Origin of the sequence: Methylotenera sp. L2L1, assembly GCF_000744605.1 — a bacterium.
In the GTDB taxonomy this organism is placed as follows: domain Bacteria; phylum Pseudomonadota; class Gammaproteobacteria; order Burkholderiales; family Methylophilaceae; genus Methylotenera.
The window spans coordinates 1,054,505-1,077,028 of record NZ_JQMG01000001.1; the positions used below are offsets into that span (position 1 = coordinate 1,054,505).

A 22,524-nucleotide genomic window follows, 5' to 3' on the forward strand; every position below is an offset into this window, starting at 1 on the left:
GAACCAAGGCTTGATCAAACAAGACCGTGCCTTGGTTGTGTTGTATCACTATCGTTTATTTAGCTCAACAAACGATCTTTTTTCTGATCCGGTGTAAAGTTGGCGCGGTCTGCCAATTTTGGCTTCAGGGTCTGAATGCATTTCAGACCATTGTGCAATCCAGCCCGCTGTTCTGGCAAGCGCAAAGATGGCGGTAAACATGCTGTTTGGAATGCCCATCGCACGCATCACAATGCCGCTGTAAAAGTCTACGTTAGGGTAGAGCTTACGTGACACAAAGTATTCATCTTCTAGTGCAATTTTTTCTAGCGCTAATGCCAGTTTGAACATCGGGTCGTTATTTAAACCAAGTACATCTAACACCTCATGGCAGGTTTTTCTCATGATAGCGGCTCTTGGGTCCATGTTGCGATACACACGATGGCCAAATCCCATGAGCCTGAAGCTATCTGATTTATCTTTTGCACGGTTAATAAACTCACCGATGCGTGAAACATCACCAATTTCTTCAAGCATATTCAGCGTGGCTTCGTTTGCACCGCCATGTGCAGGACCCCAAAGCGATGCAATACCTGCTGAAATACAAGCAAATGGATTCGCACCACTAGAGCCAACTAGACGTACTGTTGATGTTGATGCATTTTGCTCGTGGTCTGCATGTAGGATCAAAATCCGCTCAAATGCTTTTGCTAATACAGGGTTAGGTACGTACTGCTCACATGGCGTGGCAAACATCATGTACATAAAGTTTTCCGCATAATTCAGATGGTTTTGCGGGTACATAAATGGTTGGCCAATATTGTACTTATAGCTCCAAGCCGCAATCGTTGGCACTTTTGCTAATAAACGGTGTGCAGAGATCTCACGATGCTTTGGATTCAGAATATCCATCGAGTCAAAATAGAATGCCGAGAGCGAGCCAACTACGCCAACCATGACCGCCATTGGGTGTGCATCACGTCTGAATCCGCGGAAAATATTACTGAGTTGGTCATGCAGCATGGTGCTGCCGGTAATCGTGTCAGTAAATTGCTTCTTTTCTGTCACGTTTGGTAGTTCGCCATGCATTAGCAAGTAGGCAACTTCTAAGTAGTCACAGTGTTCAGCCAGCTCTTCAATCGGATAGCCACGGTGGTACAGCAGGCCTTGCTCTCCATCAATAAATGTAATGTTGGAGTTACATGCAGCGGTAGACATAAAACCAGGGTCGTAAGTGTATACCCCATGTTTGCCTAAGGAGCGGATATCAATCACATCATTACCCAATGTTCCTGAGAGCATTGGTAATTCAATTGGAGATTTGCCATTGTCAAAGCTGAGTGTCGCTGTACTTGTATTGTTTTTCATGGTGTTTTTGCAGTTCTAATCATCATTGACTGTGATTATACTTTATCAAAGCGGGCAGATGAACGATAAAAACTTACTATGCTTGGTAAATCGCACCTAAAATACGTAAGCCTTTTGCGCCAGTGACTTCTGGTAGGTTAGCACTTTCTTGAGATAGGCACTTTTTCGCCAGCCATGCGAAGGCAATTGCCTCAACCCAGTCAACGCCCATACCTAGCTTATCCGTCGACTCTAAGCGTACTTGCCCCATGAGCGACTGTAGGTCGCTAGCCAATAGTTTGTTTTTAGCGCCACCACCACAAAGGTATATCTCGTCTATCTCTCTGCAGTACTGGTTTATGGCATTCGCAATAGAGAGTGCACTTAATGCAACCAGTGTGCGCGCAACATCATTGGGTGCGTATTGTTGCGTGGTTAACCAATGGTTCAGCCATGCGTCGTTAAATAAATCCCGCCCCGTGCTTTTTGGCGGTGGCGCCGAGAAATAAGGTTCGCTTAACATGGCATCCAGCAATGGCTCTATGATCCTGCCAGTGCTAGACCATTGGCCATCAGCATCGTAGTCTAAGCCTAGGTGTTGTTTAATCCATGCATCCAGTAGCATGTTGCCCGGGCCTGAATCAAAGCCGAATATCGCGCCACTACTGCTCAGGTAGGTAATGTTCGCAATGCCGCCTATATTGATAATCGCACGATTATGCTTTTTGTGAGCAAAAACATCTTGATGAAACGCAGGTACTAAGGGTGCGCCTTGACCGCCAGCGGCAATGTCTCTACTTCTGAAGTCACTTATCACGGTAATCCCCGTGAGTTCACTTAGCAATGCGGCATTCCCAATTTGCATGGTAAAGCCTAGCTCTGGGCGGTGTCTGATGGTTTGTCCATGGCAGCCAATTGCGGTGACAGACTTGGCATCAATTTTTGCTGCCGACAATAACTCATTGACTGCTGTCGCATACAAACGAGCAAGTGTGTTGCCGATTAGCGCAGTTGTTTCTAATTCGTTATCTGTGGGATGTTGTAGGGCGAGGATTTGTGCACGCAATGTTGGCGAGTAAGCAACAAAATGCGTTTTAAGTAGCTGAGGGTGTTGCAAATGGTTGAATGTTACCAATGCAACATCAACACCATCAAGGCTAGTGCCCGACATCAACCCGATGAAAAGCTGGCTAGCCATGATGATATCTAATTTTAGATATTTATTCTAAAGCGGCAATATTGCTCGTGCCTAGCAATCTAAGCTGAGCCGTCATGCGGCTGCTGATAGCTTCAAATTGAGCCTTATTGCCACCTTGTATCGCATTGGTTTTTGGTAACGCCACTTTCATTGGGTCTTGATGCTTACCGTTGATTAAGAACTCATAATGCAAATGTGGTCCCGTTGCTACGCCAGACATTCCCACAAAGCCAATCATTTGACCTTGGGTGATTTTTGATCCGCGACGTAGTTCTGGTGCAAAGCGTGAAAGATGCCCGTAAACTGTACTTACGCCATTCGCATGTTTAAGGATGATGACATTACCGTAACCGCCTTTGGTGCCTACAAAATCAACAACAGCATCAGCGGAGGCCTTGATGCGTGTGCCAGTTGGCGCTGCAAAGTCTACTCCTTTGTGGGCGCGCATTCTTTGCAGAACCGGATGAAAGCGCGCTACGCTAAAGCCAGAGCTTACGCGGCTGAACTCTAAAGGTGAGCGTAAAAATGATTTATGAATACTCTTACCTTCTGGTGTGTAGTATTGCATTTGGTTGTTGCTATCGCGGAAACCAACAGCGCGATAAACTTTGCCATCGTTCACAAACTCAGCGGCTAACACTTCACCTGCTTTAATTAACTCGCCCTGATCATAACTACCTTCGTAAATGACATTGAATCGATCGCCACGGCGTAAATCGGTATGAAAGTTAATCTCACTTTCAAAAATATCTGCCAGTTGGATGGCAATATGGTCTGGAATGTTGGCAGCATCGGTTGCACCAAACAATGAGCTATTAATCTTTGCGGATTTTAATACTGGGCGAACTTCTAAAACGCGGTCATCTTGATGGGCTTCGTAACCATCAGCAGTTTTCGAAACCGTTAAAAACTGATCGGCGCTGATTTGATATTCAAAATGAAACAGATTGCCATCGGCATCGGTTTCCGATTTTACTTGGCGGCCAGGGATGATAGAGCGTGCAATTTCGCTAGCAACGCTATCCGAGCGAATAAATTCAATCGCATCGCGATTGCGAATATTTAATCTGGCTAAAACGCTCTGTAATGTGTCGTCTCTACGTACGTAATCTTTATACCAAAACTTTTCAGCTAAACTGACCTCATCATTTAATGCTTGCTCTAGCGTCGGTAAGCTTACCTCTTCAACCACCATAGACGTAGCGATATTTGTGGTTAAAGTTTGAGGCGCAATACCAAAAGCGGTGTAGATACCAAATAATGGTAAGCAGGAAATCGCTAATATCCAGCGCAACTTAAATTTGCGCGCTGAAAGGCGCTGCAACTTACGTTCAGCTTTATTGGCGTTTTGCGTTAAAATAGAATCTTGGGTTGATTGGTGATGATTGGGCTCGTTGATATACACGGGCTAACCTTTACTTAATTATTTCAGCTCTTGATACTAACAGAAAATTAAGTTTATACAAATAAACTAGCGGTAAAAAATAATAGAGTTTAAGGACGTTAAAACGTGAATATTGAAATCAGCCAACAGCTCGCAGTCATCAAACGCGGAGCAGATGAACTGTTAATCGAAGCCGAGTTGGTCGAGAAGCTTAAAAAAGGCCAGCCGTTAAGAGTTAAAGCGGGTTTTGACCCGACGGCGCCAGACTTACATCTTGGGCATACTGTGCTTATTAATAAGCTTCGTCAGTTGCAAGAGCTCGGGCATCAAGTGCTGTTCCTGATTGGCGACTTCACTGGAATGATCGGTGATCCAACAGGTAAAAGCGCAACGCGCCCACCATTAACGGCTGAGCAGGTGCAGGAAAACGCAAAGTCATACACTGCACAAGTGTTTAAGATTCTGAAGCCAGAGCAAACTGAAGTTGTGTTTAATTCTAAATGGCTCACTGAGCTTGGTGCTGCCGGCATGCTTAAATTGGCTGCCAGTCACACCGTTGCACGTATGTTGGAGCGTGACGACTTTTCTAAGCGCTTTAAAGGTAACCAGCCAATCGCAATTCATGAGTTCCTTTATCCTTTATTACAAGGCTATGACTCTGTTGCGTTAAATGCTGACCTTGAGTTGGGTGGTACAGACCAGAAATTTAACCTATTGATGGGACGTGAGCTGCAGAAGCAAGCAGGGCAGAGTCCGCAGTGCGTGCTTACCATGCCATTATTGGAAGGCTTGGATGGTGTTAATAAAATGTCTAAATCTTTAGGTAACTATATAGGTATCGCAGAAGCGCCGGAAATCATCTTTGCCAAAATCATGTCAATCTCCGATGAGCTAATGTGGCGTTATATAGAGTTGCTTTCGTTTGAGTCATTGGAAACCATTGCGCAGTGGAAGGTTGATGTGGCGGCAGGTGCAAATCCTAGAGACATTAAGGTTCAATTTGCACAAGAAATAGTTACACGCTTCCATAGTAAAGAAGATGCTGACAAAGCATTGCTGGATTTCCAGACGCGTTCAAAAGGCGGTATTCCAGATGATGTGCCAGAAGTGACGGTGACTATTGATGCTGAGCAAGTAGGTATTGCACAGTTGCTTAAATTAGCTGGTTTGGTTGTTAGCACCTCAGAAGCGTTCCGTGCTATTGAGCAGGGTGGTGTTAAGTTGGGGGGTGAAAAGGTGTCTGATAAAGCCTTTGTGTTGAATAAAGGCAGTACCGTTGTCGCCCAGGTTGGCAAGCGTAAGTTTGCAAATGTAACAATTTTGTAACGTGCTAGGTTTGGGGTTGACTGGATTGTTTGGCCCTGTAAAATGCGCGCCTTCGCTAACGAGGCACTGTTAACGACAAGTAGCAAAAAGCAGGAAGTAAAAGTAATAAAAAGTGCCGCAAAAACTACATTCAATATTAATTAGATTTATTTCAAAATTAGGGGTTGACCAGAATTAAAACCTCTGTAGAATGCGCACCTCGCTGACGAAACACTGTTAGCGAAAAAGCAGTAGATAGTAGAAGGCGCAGTAAAAAGTACGGTTAATTTTAATGAGTAAATATTACAAAATTAAGGTTGACGAGCGGTAAAAGCTCTGTATAATGCGCACCTCGTTAACGCAAAGCGTAACGACGGAAACAAAAAGTTCTTTAACAATATAACAACTGATAAGTGTGGGTGCTTGTGAATAAAGCAGCTGACTTAATCGCAACTAACTTGTTTTAGTGTTTACATTAAAATTTAACTTAGTTGATTGGTATTAAGATCAGACTCAGAAAAACAAGTGCTTACACTTAAATTTATGACAAGATTGTAGTAATACAAACCTTGACAATGAATTTGAGTCATTACTTAATTATCTTAAGTAATAAAGCAAAAGCGAAATAACCACCTCGCAAGAGGAAAAAGTAATAGTCAGAAATTAAACTGAAGAGTTTGATCCTGGCTCAGATTGAACGCTGGCGGAATGCTTTACACATGCAAGTCGAACGATGATTTCTAGCTTGCTAGAATGATTAGTGGCGAACGGGTGAGTAATGTATCGGAACGTATCCAATAATGGGGGATAACTAATCGAAAGGTTGGCTAATACCGCATACGCCCTACGGGGGAAAGCAGGGGATCTTCGGACCTTGCGTTAATGGAGCGGCCGATATCTGATTAGCTAGTTGGTGAGGTAAAAGCTCACCAAGGCGACGATCAGTAGCTGGTCTGAGAGGACGACCAGCCACACTGGAACTGAGACACGGTCCAGACTCCTACGGGAGGCAGCAGTGGGGAATTTTGGACAATGGGCGAAAGCCTGATCCAGCCATTCCGCGTGAGTGAAGAAGGCCTTCGGGTTGTAAAGCTCTTTCGCAAGGGAAGAAACGATGCAGTCCAATAAACTGTGTTAATGACGGTACCTTGATAAGAAGCACCGGCTAACTACGTGCCAGCAGCCGCGGTAATACGTAGGGTGCAAGCGTTAATCGGAATTACTGGGCGTAAAGCGTGCGCAGGCGGTTTTGTAAGTCAGATGTGAAATCCCCGAGCTCAACTTGGGAACTGCGTTTGAAACTACAAGACTAGAATATGTCAGAGGGGGGTAGAATTCCACGTGTAGCAGTGAAATGCGTAGAGATGTGGAGGAATACCAATGGCGAAGGCAGCCCCCTGGGATAATATTGACGCTCATGCACGAAAGCGTGGGGAGCAAACAGGATTAGATACCCTGGTAGTCCACGCCCTAAACGATGTCTACTAGTTGTTGGTGGAGTAAAATCCATGAGTAACGCAGCTAACGCGTGAAGTAGACCGCCTGGGGAGTACGGTCGCAAGATTAAAACTCAAAGGAATTGACGGGGGCCCGCACAAGCGGTGGATTATGTGGATTAATTCGATGCAACGCGAAAAACCTTACCTGGCCTTGACATGTAACGAACTTTCCAGAGATGGATTGGTGCTCGAAAGAGAACGTTAACACAGGTGCTGCATGGCTGTCGTCAGCTCGTGTCGTGAGATGTTGGGTTAAGTCCCGCAACGAGCGCAACCCTTGCCATTAATTGCCATCATTTAGTTGGGCACTTTAATGGGACTGCCGGTGACAAACCGGAGGAAGGTGGGGATGACGTCAAGTCCTCATGGCCCTTATGGCCAGGGCTTCACACGTAATACAATGGTCGGTACAGAGGGTTGCCAAGCCGCGAGGTGGAGCCAATCCCAGAAAGCCGATCGTAGTCCGGATTGTAGTCTGCAACTCGACTACATGAAGTCGGAATCGCTAGTAATCGCGGATCAGCATGTCGCGGTGAATACGTTCCCGGGCCTTGTACACACCGCCCGTCACACCATGGGAGTGGGTTTTACCAGAAGTAGTTAGTCTAACCGCAAGGAGGACGATTACCACGGTAGTATTCATGACTGGGGTGAAGTCGTAACAAGGTAGCCGTATCGGAAGGTGCGGCTGGATCACCTCCTTTCTAGAGACGTCTTTACTTTGCAAGCATTCACACTTATCAGTTGTTAGTAGTCAGCAGCATCAATGATTGACCAAACATTGGCGGAAACGCTAGTAAACCTTGAGGGTCTGTAGCTCAGCTGGTTAGAGCACCGTCTTGATAAGGCGGGGGTCGATGGTTCGAGTCCATCCAGACCCACCAGATTCACCTGAAAATGGGGGATTAGCTCAGCTGGGAGAGCACCTGCTTTGCAAGCAGGGGGTCAACGGTTCGATCCCGTTATCCTCCACCAATATTTTATTCAATAAAATATAAACGGTAGCATTGATGTTGTGAGTAAGAAATTAGAAGTAAGTGTTCATGATGAATCTTTACTTCTAGTTTTTAACTAGACTGTTCTTTAACAAAATGGAAGAAGTAAAGTGAGTACACATTATTGTGATGATATGTGTGTATTCAAAATGGGTAGTAATTGATTGCAAAATCGAAACATTTTGCTTCTGCTCAGTTTCAAGAATGAAAGTTCTTAAGCTTATTAAATTAAGCAAAACAAGCGAAGTAAGATAAACCAGTCATTATTCTATAACCTTGGAATAATGACAAAGTTGCTTTAGAAACACCTATGACGGATGTCTCATGCATCATGAGATCTGAATTTAAAAAGGGTTCAGGTTTTAACGTTATAGGATCAAGCGAATAAGTGCATATGGTGGATGCCTTGGCGATTACAGGCGATGAAGGACGTGATAGCCTGCGTAAAGTTTCGGGGAGCTGGCAAATAAGCTTTGATCCGGAAATGTCCGAATGGGGAAACCCACCCGCAAGGGTAACCGCTCCTGAATATATAGGGAGATGGTGGCAAACCGAGTGAACTGAAACATCTAAGTAGCTCGAGGAAAAGAAATCAACCGAGATTCCGTAAGTAGTGGCGAGCGAACATGGAATAGCCTGTTATTTTTAGCACATGCGATAGTAGAACGGAATGGAAAGTCCGGCCATAGAGGGTGATAGCCCCTTATACGAAATCCCGTGTGTGGAACTAGGGTAACGACAAGTAGGGCGGGGCACGAGAAACCTTGTCTGAACATGGGGGGACCATCCTCCAAGGCTAAATACTCGTAATCGACCGATAGTGAACCAGTACCGTGAGGGAAAGGCGAAAAGAACCCCGGGAGGGGAGTGAAATAGATCCTGAAACCGTATGCATACAAACAGTGGGAGCGGACTTGTTCCGTGACTGCGTACCTTTTGTATAATGGGTCAGCGACTTACATTCAGTAGCAAGCTTAACCGATAGGGGAGGCGTAGCGAAAGCGAGTCCGAATAGGGCGTCTAGTTGCTGGGTGTAGACCCGAAACCAAGTGATCTATCCATGGCCAGGATGAAGGTGCCGTAACAGGTACTGGAGGTCCGAACCCACAAATGTTGAAAAATTTGGGGATGAGCTGTGGATAGGGGTGAAAGGCTAAACAAACTTGGAAATAGCTGGTTCTCTCCGAAAACTATTTAGGTAGTGCCTCGTATATCATTCTCGGGGGTAGAGCACTGTTATGGCTAGGGGGTTCATAAGAACTTACCAAACCATTGCAAACTCCGAATACTGAGAAATGCAATTACGGGAGACAGACCATGGGTGCTAACGTCCGTGGTCAAGAGGGAAACAACCCAGACCGACAGCTAAGGTCCCAAATGACGTGCTAAGTGGAAAACGAAGTGGGAAGGCATAGACAGCCAGGATGTTGGCTTAGAAGCAGCCATCATTTAAAGAAAGCGTAATAGCTCACTGGTCGAGTCGTCCTGCGCGGAAGATGTAACGGGGCTAAGCACGTAACCGAAGCTTCGGATGCTACATTCTTCGGAATGTATGCATGGTAGGAGAGCGTTCTGTAGGCCTGCGAAGGTGTTCTGTGAGGAATGCTGGAGGTATCAGAAGTGCGAATGCTGACATGAGTAGCGATAAAGGGAGTGAAAAGCTCCCTCGCCGAAAACCCAAGGTTTCCTGCGCAACGTTCATCGGCGCAGGGTGAGTCGGCCCCTAAGGTGAGGCAGAGATGCGTAGCTGATGGGAAACAGGTTAATATTCCTGTACCTGTATACAATGCGATGTGGGGACGGAGAAGGTTAGGTCAGCCGGGTGTTGGATGTCCCGGTTCAAGCGTGTAGGCAGATTCTTTAGGCAAATCCGGAGAGTCAATGCTGAGGCGTGATAACGAGCGTACTTGTACGTGAAGTGATTGATACCATGCTTCCAAGAAAAGCCACTAAGCTTCAGTTGTATAGAGACCGTACCGCAAACCGACACAGGTGGGTAGGATGAGAATTCTAAGGCGCTTGAGAGAACCCGGGAGAAGGAACTCGGCAAATTAGCACCGTAACTTCGGGAGAAGGTGCGCCCCGGTAGGTTGTAGAGATTTACTCTCGAAGGCCGATGGGGTTGCAGTGAAAAGGTGGCTGCGACTGTTTAATAAAAACACAGCACTCTGCAAACACGAAAGTGGACGTATAGGGTGTGACGCCTGCCCGGTGCTGGAAGATTAAATGATGGGGTGCAAGCTCTTGATTGAAGTCCCAGTAAACGGCGGCCGTAACTATAACGGTCCTAAGGTAGCGAAATTCCTTGTCGGGTAAGTTCCGACCCGCACGAATGGCGTAACGATGGCCACACTGTCTCCTCTCGGGACTCAGCGAAGTTGAAATGTTTGTGAAGATGCAATCTACCCGCGGCTAGACGGAAAGACCCCATGAACCTTTACTGTAGCTTTACATTGGACTTTGACAAGATTTGTGTAGGATAGGTGGGAGACTATGAAGCGGCGTCGCTAGATGTCGTGGAGTCAACCTTGAAATACCACCCTGATGTTGTTGAGGTTCTAACCTAGGTCCGTAATCCGGACTGGGGACCGTGTATGGTGGGCAGTTTGACTGGGGCGGTCTCCTCCCAAAGAGTAACGGAGGAGTGCGAAGGTAACCTAGGTACGGTCGGAAATCGTACTGATAGTGCAATGGCATAAGGTTGCTTGACTGCGAGACGGACAGGTCGAGCAGGTGCGAAAGCAGGTCATAGTGATCCGGTGGTTCTGTATGGAAGGGCCATCGCTCAACGGATAAAAGGTACTCTGGGGATAACAGGCTGATTCCTCCCAAGAGTTCATATCGACGGGGGAGTTTGGCACCTCGATGTCGGCTCATCACATCCTGGGGCTGTAGCCGGTCCCAAGGGTATGGCTGTTCGCCATTTAAAGTGGTACGTGAGCTGGGTTTAAAACGTCGTGAGACAGTTTGGTCCCTATCTGCCGTGGGCGTTGGAAATTTGAAGGGACCTGCTCCTAGTACGAGAGGACCGGAGTGGACAGATCTCTGGTGGACCGGTTATCACGCCAGTGGTATAGCCGGGTAGCTAAATCTGGAAGAGATAAACGCTGAAAGCATCTAAGCGTGAAACTCGCCTTGAGATGAGATTTCCCTGGGGGTTTAACCCCCCTAAAGAGTCGTTCGAGACCAGGACGTTGATAGGACGGATGTGGAAGCGCAGTAATGCGTTAAGCTGACCGTTACTAATTGCTCGTGAGGCTTGATCCTATAACCTTAAAACTTGAACATGTTCGAGTCTATGGTTGTACTAAAGTAAGATAATGTAATCAATACCCCTATTTAAACCGAAGTGAACACTTCGATGACTTTACTTCTTCCAATTTGTTACAGACGCCTCATGAAAATGAGACGGCAACACAGCATAATCGCTTGTGTGTTTGAAGGTTAAACATGCGAGACACCAGTTATGCTTGGCGGCCATAGCGGTTTGGAACCACCCCTTCCCATCTCGAACAGGGCCGTGAAACGAACCAGCGCCAATGATAGTATGCTCCTTGCATGCGAAAGTAGGTCACTGCCAAGCTATTTATATCAAACGCCCCGTCATAAAAATGACGGGGCGTTCCTATTTGTGTGAGACCTTGATTTTCAAATGTAACAATTATGTAACAGATTGAAATTAGGGGTTGACCAGAATTAAAACCTCTGTAGAATGCGCACCTCGCTGACGAAACACTGTTAGCGAAAAAGCAGTAGATAGTAGAAGGCGCAGTAAAAAGTACGGTTAATTTTAATGAGTAAATATTACAAAATTAAGGTTGACGAGCGGTAAAAGCTCTGTATAATGCGCACCTCGTTAACGCAAAGCGTAACGACGGAAACAAAAAGTTCTTTAACAATATAACAACTGATAAGTGTGGGTGCTTGTGAATAAAGCAGCTGACTTAATCGCAACTAACTTGTTTTAGTGTTTACATTAAAATTTAACTTAGTTGATTGGTATTAAGATCAGACTCAGAAAAACAAGTGCTTACACTTAAATTTATGACAAGATTGTAGTAATACAAACCTTGACAATGAATTTGAGTCATTACTTAATTATCTTAAGTAATAAAGCAAAAGCGAAATAACCACCTCGCAAGAGGAAAAAGTAATAGTCAGAAATTAAACTGAAGAGTTTGATCCTGGCTCAGATTGAACGCTGGCGGAATGCTTTACACATGCAAGTCGAACGATGATTTCTAGCTTGCTAGAATGATTAGTGGCGAACGGGTGAGTAATGTATCGGAACGTATCCAATAATGGGGGATAACTAATCGAAAGGTTGGCTAATACCGCATACGCCCTACGGGGGAAAGCAGGGGATCTTCGGACCTTGCGTTAATGGAGCGGCCGATATCTGATTAGCTAGTTGGTGAGGTAAAAGCTCACCAAGGCGACGATCAGTAGCTGGTCTGAGAGGACGACCAGCCACACTGGAACTGAGACACGGTCCAGACTCCTACGGGAGGCAGCAGTGGGGAATTTTGGACAATGGGCGAAAGCCTGATCCAGCCATTCCGCGTGAGTGAAGAAGGCCTTCGGGTTGTAAAGCTCTTTCGCAAGGGAAGAAACGATGCAGTCCAATAAACTGTGTTAATGACGGTACCTTGATAAGAAGCACCGGCTAACTACGTGCCAGCAGCCGCGGTAATACGTAGGGTGCAAGCGTTAATCGGAATTACTGGGCGTAAAGCGTGCGCAGGCGGTTTTGTAAGTCAGATGTGAAATCCCCGAGCTCAACTTGGGAACTGCGTTTGAAACTACAAGACTAGAATATGTCAGAGGGGGGTAGAATTCCACGTGTAGCAGTGAAATGCGTAGAGATGTGGAGGAATACCAATGGCGAAGGCAGCCCCCTGGGATAATATTGACGCTCATGCACGAAAGCGTGGGGAGCAAACAGGATTAGATACCCTGGTAGTCCACGCCCTAAACGATGTCTACTAGTTGTTGGTGGAGTAAAATCCATGAGTAACGCAGCTAACGCGTGAAGTAGACCGCCTGGGGAGTACGGTCGCAAGATTAAAACTCAAAGGAATTGACGGGGGCCCGCACAAGCGGTGGATTATGTGGATTAATTCGATGCAACGCGAAAAACCTTACCTGGCCTTGACATGTAACGAACTTTCCAGAGATGGATTGGTGCTCGAAAGAGAACGTTAACACAGGTGCTGCATGGCTGTCGTCAGCTCGTGTCGTGAGATGTTGGGTTAAGTCCCGCAACGAGCGCAACCCTTGCCATTAATTGCCATCATTTAGTTGGGCACTTTAATGGGACTGCCGGTGACAAACCGGAGGAAGGTGGGGATGACGTCAAGTCCTCATGGCCCTTATGGCCAGGGCTTCACACGTAATACAATGGTCGGTACAGAGGGTTGCCAAGCCGCGAGGTGGAGCCAATCCCAGAAAGCCGATCGTAGTCCGGATTGTAGTCTGCAACTCGACTACATGAAGTCGGAATCGCTAGTAATCGCGGATCAGCATGTCGCGGTGAATACGTTCCCGGGCCTTGTACACACCGCCCGTCACACCATGGGAGTGGGTTTTACCAGAAGTAGTTAGTCTAACCGCAAGGAGGACGATTACCACGGTAGTATTCATGACTGGGGTGAAGTCGTAACAAGGTAGCCGTATCGGAAGGTGCGGCTGGATCACCTCCTTTCTAGAGACGTCTTTACTTTGCAAGCATTCACACTTATCAGTTGTTAGTAGTCAGCAGCATCAATGATTGACCAAACATTGGCGGAAACGCTAGTAAACCTTGAGGGTCTGTAGCTCAGCTGGTTAGAGCACCGTCTTGATAAGGCGGGGGTCGATGGTTCGAGTCCATCCAGACCCACCAGATTCACCTGAAAATGGGGGATTAGCTCAGCTGGGAGAGCACCTGCTTTGCAAGCAGGGGGTCAACGGTTCGATCCCGTTATCCTCCACCAATATTTTATTCAATAAAATATAAACGGTAGCATTGATGTTGTGAGTAAGAAATTAGAAGTAAGTGTTCATGATGAATCTTTACTTCTAGTTTTTAACTAGACTGTTCTTTAACAAAATGGAAGAAGTAAAGTGAGTACACATTATTGTGATGATATGTGTGTATTCAAAATGGGTAGTAATTGATTGCAAAATCGAAACATTTTGCTTCTGCTCAGTTTCAAGAATGAAAGTTCTTAAGCTTATTAAATTAAGCAAAACAAGCGAAGTAAGATAAACCAGTCATTATTCTATAACCTTGGAATAATGACAAAGTTGCTTTAGAAACACCTATGACGGATGTCTCATGCATCATGAGATCTGAATTTAAAAAGGGTTCAGGTTTTAACGTTATAGGATCAAGCGAATAAGTGCATATGGTGGATGCCTTGGCGATTACAGGCGATGAAGGACGTGATAGCCTGCGTAAAGTTTCGGGGAGCTGGCAAATAAGCTTTGATCCGGAAATGTCCGAATGGGGAAACCCACCCGCAAGGGTAACCGCTCCTGAATATATAGGGAGATGGTGGCAAACCGAGTGAACTGAAACATCTAAGTAGCTCGAGGAAAAGAAATCAACCGAGATTCCGTAAGTAGTGGCGAGCGAACATGGAATAGCCTGTTATTTTTAGCACATGCGATAGTAGAACGGAATGGAAAGTCCGGCCATAGAGGGTGATAGCCCCTTATACGAAATCCCGTGTGTGGAACTAGGGTAACGACAAGTAGGGCGGGGCACGAGAAACCTTGTCTGAACATGGGGGGACCATCCTCCAAGGCTAAATACTCGTAATCGACCGATAGTGAACCAGTACCGTGAGGGAAAGGCGAAAAGAACCCCGGGAGGGGAGTGAAATAGATCCTGAAACCGTATGCATACAAACAGTGGGAGCGGACTTGTTCCGTGACTGCGTACCTTTTGTATAATGGGTCAGCGACTTACATTCAGTAGCAAGCTTAACCGATAGGGGAGGCGTAGCGAAAGCGAGTCCGAATAGGGCGTCTAGTTGCTGGGTGTAGACCCGAAACCAAGTGATCTATCCATGGCCAGGATGAAGGTGCCGTAACAGGTACTGGAGGTCCGAACCCACAAATGTTGAAAAATTTGGGGATGAGCTGTGGATAGGGGTGAAAGGCTAAACAAACTTGGAAATAGCTGGTTCTCTCCGAAAACTATTTAGGTAGTGCCTCGTATATCATTCTCGGGGGTAGAGCACTGTTATGGCTAGGGGGTTCATAAGAACTTACCAAACCATTGCAAACTCCGAATACTGAGAAATGCAATTACGGGAGACAGACCATGGGTGCTAACGTCCGTGGTCAAGAGGGAAACAACCCAGACCGACAGCTAAGGTCCCAAATGACGTGCTAAGTGGAAAACGAAGTGGGAAGGCATAGACAGCCAGGATGTTGGCTTAGAAGCAGCCATCATTTAAAGAAAGCGTAATAGCTCACTGGTCGAGTCGTCCTGCGCGGAAGATGTAACGGGGCTAAGCACGTAACCGAAGCTTCGGATGCTACATTCTTCGGAATGTATGCATGGTAGGAGAGCGTTCTGTAGGCCTGCGAAGGTGTTCTGTGAGGAATGCTGGAGGTATCAGAAGTGCGAATGCTGACATGAGTAGCGATAAAGGGAGTGAAAAGCTCCCTCGCCGAAAACCCAAGGTTTCCTGCGCAACGTTCATCGGCGCAGGGTGAGTCGGCCCCTAAGGTGAGGCAGAGATGCGTAGCTGATGGGAAACAGGTTAATATTCCTGTACCTGTATACAATGCGATGTGGGGACGGAGAAGGTTAGGTCAGCCGGGTGTTGGATGTCCCGGTTCAAGCGTGTAGGCAGATTCTTTAGGCAAATCCGGAGAGTCAATGCTGAGGCGTGATAACGAGCGTACTTGTACGTGAAGTGATTGATACCATGCTTCCAAGAAAAGCCACTAAGCTTCAGTTGTATAGAGACCGTACCGCAAACCGACACAGGTGGGTAGGATGAGAATTCTAAGGCGCTTGAGAGAACCCGGGAGAAGGAACTCGGCAAATTAGCACCGTAACTTCGGGAGAAGGTGCGCCCCGGTAGGTTGTAGAGATTTACTCTCGAAGGCCGATGGGGTTGCAGTGAAAAGGTGGCTGCGACTGTTTAATAAAAACACAGCACTCTGCAAACACGAAAGTGGACGTATAGGGTGTGACGCCTGCCCGGTGCTGGAAGATTAAATGATGGGGTGCAAGCTCTTGATTGAAGTCCCAGTAAACGGCGGCCGTAACTATAACGGTCCTAAGGTAGCGAAATTCCTTGTCGGGTAAGTTCCGACCCGCACGAATGGCGTAACGATGGCCACACTGTCTCCTCTCGGGACTCAGCGAAGTTGAAATGTTTGTGAAGATGCAATCTACCCGCGGCTAGACGGAAAGACCCCATGAACCTTTACTGTAGCTTTACATTGGACTTTGACAAGATTTGTGTAGGATAGGTGGGAGACTATGAAGCGGCGTCGCTAGATGTCGTGGAGTCAACCTTGAAATACCACCCTGATGTTGTTGAGGTTCTAACCTAGGTCCGTAATCCGGACTGGGGACCGTGTATGGTGGGCAGTTTGACTGGGGCGGTCTCCTCCCAAAGAGTAACGGAGGAGTGCGAAGGTAACCTAGGTACGGTCGGAAATCGTACTGATAGTGCAATGGCATAAGGTTGCTTGACTGCGAGACGGACAGGTCGAGCAGGTGCGAAAGCAGGTCATAGTGATCCGGTGGTTCTGTATGGAAGGGCCATCGCTCAACGGATAAAAGGTACTCTGGGGATAACAGGCTGATTCCTCCCAAGAGTTCATATCGACGGGGGAGTTTGGCACCTCGATGTCGGCTCATCACATCCTGGGGCTGTAGCCGGTCCCAAGGGTATGGCTGTTCGCCATTTAAAGTGGTACGTGAGCTGGGTTTAAAACGTCGTGAGACAGTTTGGTCCCTATCTGCCGTGGGCGTTGGAAATTTGAAGGGACCTGCTCCTAGTACGAGAGGACCGGAGTGGACAGATCTCTGGTGGACCGGTTATCACGCCAGTGGTATAGCCGGGTAGCTAAATCTGGAAGAGATAAACGCTGAAAGCATCTAAGCGTGAAACTCGCCTTGAGATGAGATTTCCCTGGGGGTTTAACCCCCCTAAAGAGTCGTTCGAGACCAGGACGTTGATAGGACGGATGTGGAAGCGCAGTAATGCGTTAAGCTGACCGTTACTAATTGCTCGTGAGGCTTGATCCTATAACCTTAAAACTTGAACATGTTCGAGTCTATGGTTGTACTAAAGTAAGATAATGTAATCAATACCCCTATTTAAACCGAAGTGAACACTTCGATGACTTTACTTCTTCCAATTTGTTACAGACGCCTCATGAAAATGAGACGGCAACACAGCATAATCGCTTGTGTGTTTGAAGGTTAAACATGCGAGACACCAGTTATGCTTGGCGGCCATAGCGGTTTGGAACCACCCCTTCCCATCTCGAACAGGGCCGTGAAACGAACCAGCGCCAATGATAGTATGCTCCTTGCATGCGAAAGTAGGTCACTGCCAAGCTATTTATACCAAAAAACCCCATTACGCATGTAGTGGGGTTTTTTTATGTCCGTCAAATCAGTGACTCATCGCGGCTTGATCGGAGTCGGCTAAGTCTCTATTTCTCATCATATTTTCTTCCATTCGTATGGATTAGCTCAATCCAAACTGCAGCAAAGGGCTATACGCCTGTTCTTTTCATTTTTAAGTACAGATTGTGCTTTATCCGATGGTATGTGCTCATATTGTTGGTATGTTAATATCCTGTAAAGCTAGTATAAGTTTAGGACACAGCATGTCCTTAATGGTTACAACAAACGGTTCTTTAGCAGCATATTTGGAGTGATGAGTTGGATCACGTTTGTTGTTCTTGCATATTGGATCTTAAATGAGCATTTCTGACGAATATCTTGACGCTGATAGCGCGGTTTACAAAACGTTGCTGGAGTCGACTAAAGCGATTCCTTGGAAGATAAACTGGAGCACTTTGCAGTTTTCTTATATTGGCCCTCAAATTGAGGCTTTATTAGGCTGGTCTCCTGATAGCTGGCTAACTGTAGAGGATTGGGCGTCGAGAATGCATCCTGAGGACAGGGCTTGGGTTGTAGATTTTTGTGTGGCGCAATCTAAAGCAGGGACTGATCATGAGGCGGATTACCGCGCTTTAACTAAAGACGGTGAATATATTTGGATTCGCGATGTTGTACATGTCGTGCGCAAAGAAGATGGTGAGGTAGATTCACTCATTGGGTTTATGTTCGATATCACTGAAAGAAAAGACACGGAGCAGAAGCTGATTGAGCTGCAAAAGCAGTTGGAAGAACTCTCATTCAAAGATGGATTGACTGGCGTCTTTAATCGGCGCATGTTTGATTCTGTGATGGAGGTGGAATGGGGCAATGCTAAGCGTAACCGCCAGCCACTTTCATTGATTATGCTAGATATTGATTATTTTAAGCAATACAACGATTACTATGGGCATATTCAAGGGGATGAGTGCTTGAAGCATGTGGCAAAAGTGCTGAGTGGTGTTGCAACAAGGTCACGAGATTTCTTTGCTAGGTATGGTGGTGAAGAGTTTATATTAGTCTTGCCAGAAACAGATGAAGCGGCAGCGATTAAGATAGCGGAGCGATGTCGTAATGTTATTTTTAAAGCACAGATCGCACACGAAAAATCTTTGGTTAGTCAGCTACTGACGGTTAGTATTGGCATTAGTACGGTTATTCCCACACATAGCGATGAGGCTATCAAGTTCATCGCTAAGGTGGATAGACAGTTGTATGTAGCTAAAGAAAAGGGAAGAAATTGTATTGCCTAAAGATTTGGGCTCTTCCTCATGTTTTAAATGACTTACGCTAAAAACACACGTACATTTCTTGGGTAAATATATACATGTTGCGCTTCTACTAGCGCTAGCTCACGGAAGCGCTCTTGTGTGAGTTCTGCTTCGATTACTTCTGTATGGTCAGCGCGCTCTAGCTCTACTTTAACCAGTGGGCCAACTGCATTTACATAGCGTACAATTGCTTCAAAGCCGACACGATCTTCCTTAGGTGCATTGTAGATTTCAATGTCGTGAGGGCGAACAAAGGCTAATGCCGGCGAATTTTGCGTATCATGATGCGAGTCTAACTTTAGATTGACGCCAGCAATGTTTGCAGCACCTTCGTGTATTTGGCTATCGAACTGATTCACGTTACCTAAAAATTGATATACAAATGGTGACACAGGTTTGTCGTAGACTTCTTGTGGCGTACCGATTTGTTCAATTTTACCTTTATTGATGACGACAACCCGGTCGGCTACTTCTAGTGCCTCTTCTTGGTCATGTGTCACGAAAATACTGGTGATGTGCAGTTCATCATGTAGGCGGCGTAACCAGCGACGCAATTCTTTACGTACTTTTGCATCAAGTGCACCAAATGGTTCATCCAGCAGTAAGACTTTAGGTTCAACTGCTAAAGCGCGAGCGAGTGCGATGCGTTGACGCTGACCACCTGATAATTGTGGTGGGTAACGATCCGCAAGCCAATCTAATTGCACAAGTGCTAAGAGTTCGTGCACGCGGCGTTTAATTTCTGCATCTGATGGGCGAGTATGCTTAGGCCGCACACGTAAGCCAAATGCCACATTCTCAAAGACAGTCATGTGGCGGAATAATGCATAGTGTTGAAATACAAAACCGACTTCACGCTCACGCACCTGACGCTCTGTTGCATCGTTACCATAAAATAAGATATTGCCTGAGTCTGGTGTTTCTAAGCCTGCAATGATGCGTAGTAATGTTGTTTTACCGCAACCTGACGGGCCTAGCAATGCAACTAACTCGCCGCTAGGTACGTCTAGGCTCACATCATTCAGTACGCTAAACTGGCCAAAATTCTTTCTAATATTACGTATTTCTATACTCATGGTTGTGTTCCAATATGATGATAGTGCGATAGCTCGCGATTAAACATGGTCCTTAAGCAGCTTCGTTATTGCTCGCATTGCGTGCAACTTGCCACTCGACAAAAGTTTTGAGTGCCAACGTGACTAACGCTAGTAAGGCAAGTAATGAGGCAACAGCAAATGCAGCTGCATAGTTATATTCGTTGTATAAAATCTCTACATGCAGTGGCAGGGTGTTAGTCATGCCGCGAATGTGTCCAGAGACGACCGAAACAGCACCAAACTCGCCCATTGCGCGTGCGTTGGTAAGAATCACCCCGTATAACAAGCCCCACTTCACATTCGGTAGCGTAATGCGCCATAGAATCTGCCAGCCGGAAGCACCTAATACCAGCCCTGCTTCTTCTTCATCTTTTCCCTGAGCTTGCATCAATGGAATTAACTCTCTAGCGACAAATGGAAAAGTAACAAATATCGTAGCCAAGACGATGCCTGGTATCGCAAAGATGACTTTAATGTCGTTATCGACTAGTGCTGAGCCAAACCAGCCCTGTAGCCCAAAAATTAGCACATAAATTAAGCCGGCAATCACTGGTGATACCGCAAACGGTAAGTCAATTAAAGTGATAAGAATGCTTTTGCCTTTAAATTCGAACTTGGCAATGGCCCATGCAGCGGCAACACCAAATACCAGATTTAGCGGAACTGCGATAAGTGCTGCAATAAAGGTGAGTTTAACTGCAGACAATGCATCAGGATCGATTAATGCCGTAATGTAGGTATCAAAGCCTTTGCGCAAAGCCTCAGTAAACACCGCTGCTAACGGCACAAATAGAAATAAGGCTAAAAAACTTAGGGCAATGGTGGTTAATGCATAGCGTATCCATATCGGCTCAGAGGTAGCGCGACTTCGCGCTACTTTGCTGTGATAGCTGCTATATTGTGATGGTGTGATACCTGACATAAATGACCTAATATAAATTTATTGGGAATGTGAAATAGCTTACCGTGCTGCAATGCGCTGACGATTTGACCACCATTGCAAACCGTTAATCGCGAATAACAGCAGGAATGAAATCACCAACATGACTACGGCAACTGCTGTAGCACCAGCATAGTCGTATTGCTCTAGTTTTGTAATGATGATGAGTGGCGTGATTTCAGACACCATGGGCATATTGCCTGCGATAAATATCACTGAACCATACTCACCAATCGCACGCGCAAAAGCTAATGCAAAACCGGTCAGCAGAGCAGGCCAGATTGCTGGGAATATGATTTTGCTAAAGGTCTGCCAGCGATTCGCCCCTAAGCTAGCTGCGGCCTCTTCTGTTTCGGCTTCTAGGTCTTCTAGTACAGGTTGTACCGTGCGCACAACAAACGGTAAGCCAATAAAGGTAAGGGCAACAATTACGCCGATTGGTGTGAAGGCGACTTTGATGCCTAATGGTTCTAACCATGACCCAATCCAGCCGTTACCAGAATAAACGGCTGTTAACGCAATGCCTGCTACTGCAGTAGGTAAGGCAAAGGGTAAATCCACTAACGCATCTATAAATTTTTTACCTGAGAATGGATAGCGAACTAATACCCATGCTGTCAGTAAACCGAATACAGCATTGATGATGGCAGCGATAAATGATGCCCCAAACGTTAGCTTGTAAGATGCCACTACGCGTGGCGCAGTAATGACCTCCCAAAACTCTGGTATGGATAACTCTGTCGTCTTAATAAAGGCAGCCGATAATGGAATAAGTACAATCAGGCTTAAATAAAATATCGTAAAGCCGAGTGATAAATTAAAGCCTGGTAGGATGTTTTTTTGTTTAGCCATAGTCTTCTAAATCTGTTGTAAGCGCGTGATAATGTAACCGATAGCTAAATAACAATTAAATAATATTTTGTTATTTTTATATAATTAAATGGTATTTAATTATGTGTTAGGTAGTCGATACGTGGCGTGTTTATGCAGCCTTGTTGAGTGAGGCTAGCTTGTTAAGTGCCAATGATGGTTGAAGTGCCTTGGCGTTGACGGGTCTTGCTAAGAAGTAGCCTTGAACGAATAATCCGCCTGATTCAATTGCAATATCAAGCTGCGCTTGTGTTTCAATGCCCGTGACGATGGCTTGTGCGCCACTTTCTTTAATTAAGTTAATTAAGCCTGGCAGTATTTTCTGTACGCGGTGGTTGCCTTCGGCTTGCTGAATGATGCTTAAGTCTAACTTAACAAAATCAGGAGATAGTTTCCAGAGGCGATCAATGTGGGACTTTTTACCGCCAAAGCCGTCAATAGCAATTCGATATGCTCTATCACGATAGTTGTCGATGGCTTCTGACAGCTGTTTGTCTTGTTCAATTTCACTTTCTTTGATTTCAATGACGACCCGGTGAGTAGGGACCGAATTGGCATGTAATATGCGCTCGAATACTTTGCCGTGCGTATTCACTGAAACTAGCAGTTTAGGGTGAACGTTCAGAAACAGTAACCCGTTCTCTGCATAAATTTGTTTAAAGTTAAGTACATGTAATGTTCGGGCAACACGGTCAAACTGTACTAGTTTTCCTGTTTGCTCGGCATAAGTGAAGGCGAACTCTGGCGTGCTTGTCAGTTCGCCTCCAAGTGATGGGCGTAATAATGCTTCGTGACCGATTAAGTCGCCTGCTGCTATGTCATAAATAGGTTGAAATGCAGTGTTTAATTGAACGCCTAAAAACGTACTGTTAAATTCACCGGTTGATTGCTCAACTAAGCCATAGTCATCTAAATCTAAAAACAGAGACTCTTTTAGTTGCAATCTTAATTGCTCAATCGGTGAAGTTGCGTTGGTTGGTGCTGTCATTTTTATATCCTTTTAAAACATTAAAG

Annotated in this window: 9 protein-coding genes, 4 tRNA genes and 6 rRNA genes; 12 read left to right on the plus strand and 7 right to left on the minus strand. The window is 45.9% G+C overall.

What is annotated here, in order from left to right; translation table 11 throughout:
• Positions 1-48: 48 nt before the first annotated feature.
• The 3 genes from gltA to FG24_RS04950 all read right to left on the minus strand — a co-directional run bounded on the left by gltA (position 49) and on the right by FG24_RS04950 (position 3,929).
• The gene (gene gltA / locus FG24_RS04940; RefSeq protein ID WP_036301676.1) at positions 49-1,347 is read right to left on the minus strand and encodes a citrate synthase; all 1,299 of its coding nucleotides are present in this window, start codon (positions 1,345-1,347) and stop codon (positions 49-51) included.
• Between the two features lie 76 nt (positions 1,348-1,423).
• Positions 1,424-2,524, minus strand: coding sequence for an anhydro-N-acetylmuramic acid kinase (locus FG24_RS04945; protein WP_036301677.1), 1,101 nt, complete (start codon positions 2,522-2,524; stop codon positions 1,424-1,426).
• A gap of 22 nt (positions 2,525-2,546) precedes the next feature.
• Positions 2,547-3,929: a M23 family metallopeptidase gene (locus tag FG24_RS04950; protein ID WP_036301678.1), complete on the minus strand. Its 1,383-nt coding sequence runs from the start codon at positions 3,927-3,929 to the stop codon at positions 2,547-2,549.
• A gap of 105 nt (positions 3,930-4,034) precedes the next feature.
• On the opposite strand from FG24_RS04950, the gene tyrS reads away from it, so the two are divergent.
• The 12 genes from tyrS to FG24_RS05010 all read left to right on the plus strand — a co-directional run bounded on the left by tyrS (position 4,035) and on the right by FG24_RS05010 (position 18,585).
• A complete protein-coding gene (tyrS, locus tag FG24_RS04955; RefSeq protein WP_036301680.1) occupies positions 4,035-5,234 on the plus strand; it encodes a tyrosine--tRNA ligase in 1,200 nt (399 codons plus the stop codon).
• Positions 5,235-5,878: 644 nt separating this feature from the next.
• Positions 5,879-7,416: ribosomal RNA gene (locus tag FG24_RS04960) — 16S ribosomal RNA — on the plus strand.
• A 103-nt stretch (positions 7,417-7,519) separates the two neighbouring features.
• Positions 7,520-7,596: transfer RNA gene (locus tag FG24_RS04965), tRNA-Ile, on the plus strand.
• A 15-nt stretch (positions 7,597-7,611) separates the two neighbouring features.
• Positions 7,612-7,687, plus strand: a tRNA-Ala gene (locus FG24_RS04970).
• Positions 7,688-8,081: 394 nt separating this feature from the next.
• A 23S ribosomal RNA gene (locus tag FG24_RS04975) occupies positions 8,082-10,974 on the plus strand.
• 202 nt (positions 10,975-11,176) lie between these two features.
• Positions 11,177-11,290 (plus strand): 5S ribosomal RNA (gene rrf / locus FG24_RS04980).
• Between the two features lie 583 nt (positions 11,291-11,873).
• Positions 11,874-13,411: ribosomal RNA gene (locus tag FG24_RS04985) — 16S ribosomal RNA — on the plus strand.
• Between the two features lie 103 nt (positions 13,412-13,514).
• Positions 13,515-13,591: transfer RNA gene (locus FG24_RS04990), tRNA-Ile, on the plus strand.
• Between the two features lie 15 nt (positions 13,592-13,606).
• A tRNA-Ala gene (locus FG24_RS04995) sits at positions 13,607-13,682 on the plus strand.
• Positions 13,683-14,076: 394 nt separating this feature from the next.
• Positions 14,077-16,969 (plus strand): 23S ribosomal RNA (locus FG24_RS05000).
• Positions 16,970-17,171: 202 nt separating this feature from the next.
• Positions 17,172-17,285, plus strand: a 5S ribosomal RNA gene (gene rrf, locus FG24_RS05005).
• The 16S, 23S and 5S rRNA genes sit together here with 4 tRNA genes alongside, the layout of an rRNA operon.
• Positions 17,286-17,652: 367 nt before the next feature.
• Positions 17,653-18,585, plus strand: a complete 933-nt coding sequence (locus FG24_RS05010; protein ID WP_036301682.1) for a GGDEF domain-containing protein — start codon at positions 17,653-17,655, stop codon at positions 18,583-18,585.
• Positions 18,586-18,617: 32 nt separating this feature from the next.
• Here the strand turns inward: FG24_RS05010 and FG24_RS05015 are convergent, their stop codons facing one another.
• The 4 genes from FG24_RS05015 to FG24_RS05030 form a co-directional block, all read right to left on the minus strand.
• Positions 18,618-19,679 carry a sulfate/molybdate ABC transporter ATP-binding protein gene (locus FG24_RS05015; protein WP_036301683.1) on the minus strand — a complete coding sequence of 354 codons (1,062 nt, stop codon included), beginning with the start codon at positions 19,677-19,679 and terminating at the stop codon, positions 18,618-18,620.
• Positions 19,680-19,731: 52 nt separating this feature from the next.
• Entirely contained in the window at positions 19,732-20,622 is an 891-nt protein-coding gene (gene cysW / locus FG24_RS05020; protein WP_036301684.1) for a sulfate ABC transporter permease subunit CysW, read from the minus strand.
• A 39-nt stretch (positions 20,623-20,661) separates the two neighbouring features.
• The gene (gene cysT, locus FG24_RS05025; RefSeq protein ID WP_036301686.1) at positions 20,662-21,492 is read right to left on the minus strand and encodes a sulfate ABC transporter permease subunit CysT; all 831 of its coding nucleotides are present in this window, start codon (positions 21,490-21,492) and stop codon (positions 20,662-20,664) included.
• A gap of 130 nt (positions 21,493-21,622) precedes the next feature.
• Positions 21,623-22,498: an EAL domain-containing protein gene (locus FG24_RS05030; protein WP_036301688.1), complete on the minus strand. Its 876-nt coding sequence runs from the start codon at positions 22,496-22,498 to the stop codon at positions 21,623-21,625.
• Positions 22,499-22,524: the final 26 nt, after the last annotated feature.

Coding starts and splice junctions, on each gene's coding strand:
- gltA (WP_036301676.1), bottom strand. CDS start 1,347: ATGAAAAACAATACAAGTACAGCGACACTCAGCTTTGACAATGGCAAA.
- FG24_RS04945 (WP_036301677.1), bottom strand. CDS start 2,524: ATGGCTAGCCAGCTTTTCATCGGGTTGATGTCGGGCACTAGCCTTGAT.
- FG24_RS05010 (WP_036301682.1), top strand. CDS start 17,653: ATGAGCATTTCTGACGAATATCTTGACGCTGATAGCGCGGTTTACAAA.
- FG24_RS05015 (WP_036301683.1), bottom strand. CDS start 19,679: ATGAGTATAGAAATACGTAATATTAGAAAGAATTTTGGCCAGTTTAGC.
- cysW (WP_036301684.1), bottom strand. CDS start 20,622: ATGTCAGGTATCACACCATCACAATATAGCAGCTATCACAGCAAAGTA.
- cysT (WP_036301686.1), bottom strand. CDS start 21,492: ATGGCTAAACAAAAAAACATCCTACCAGGCTTTAATTTATCACTCGGC.
- FG24_RS05030 (WP_036301688.1), bottom strand. CDS start 22,498: ATGACAGCACCAACCAACGCAACTTCACCGATTGAGCAATTAAGATTG.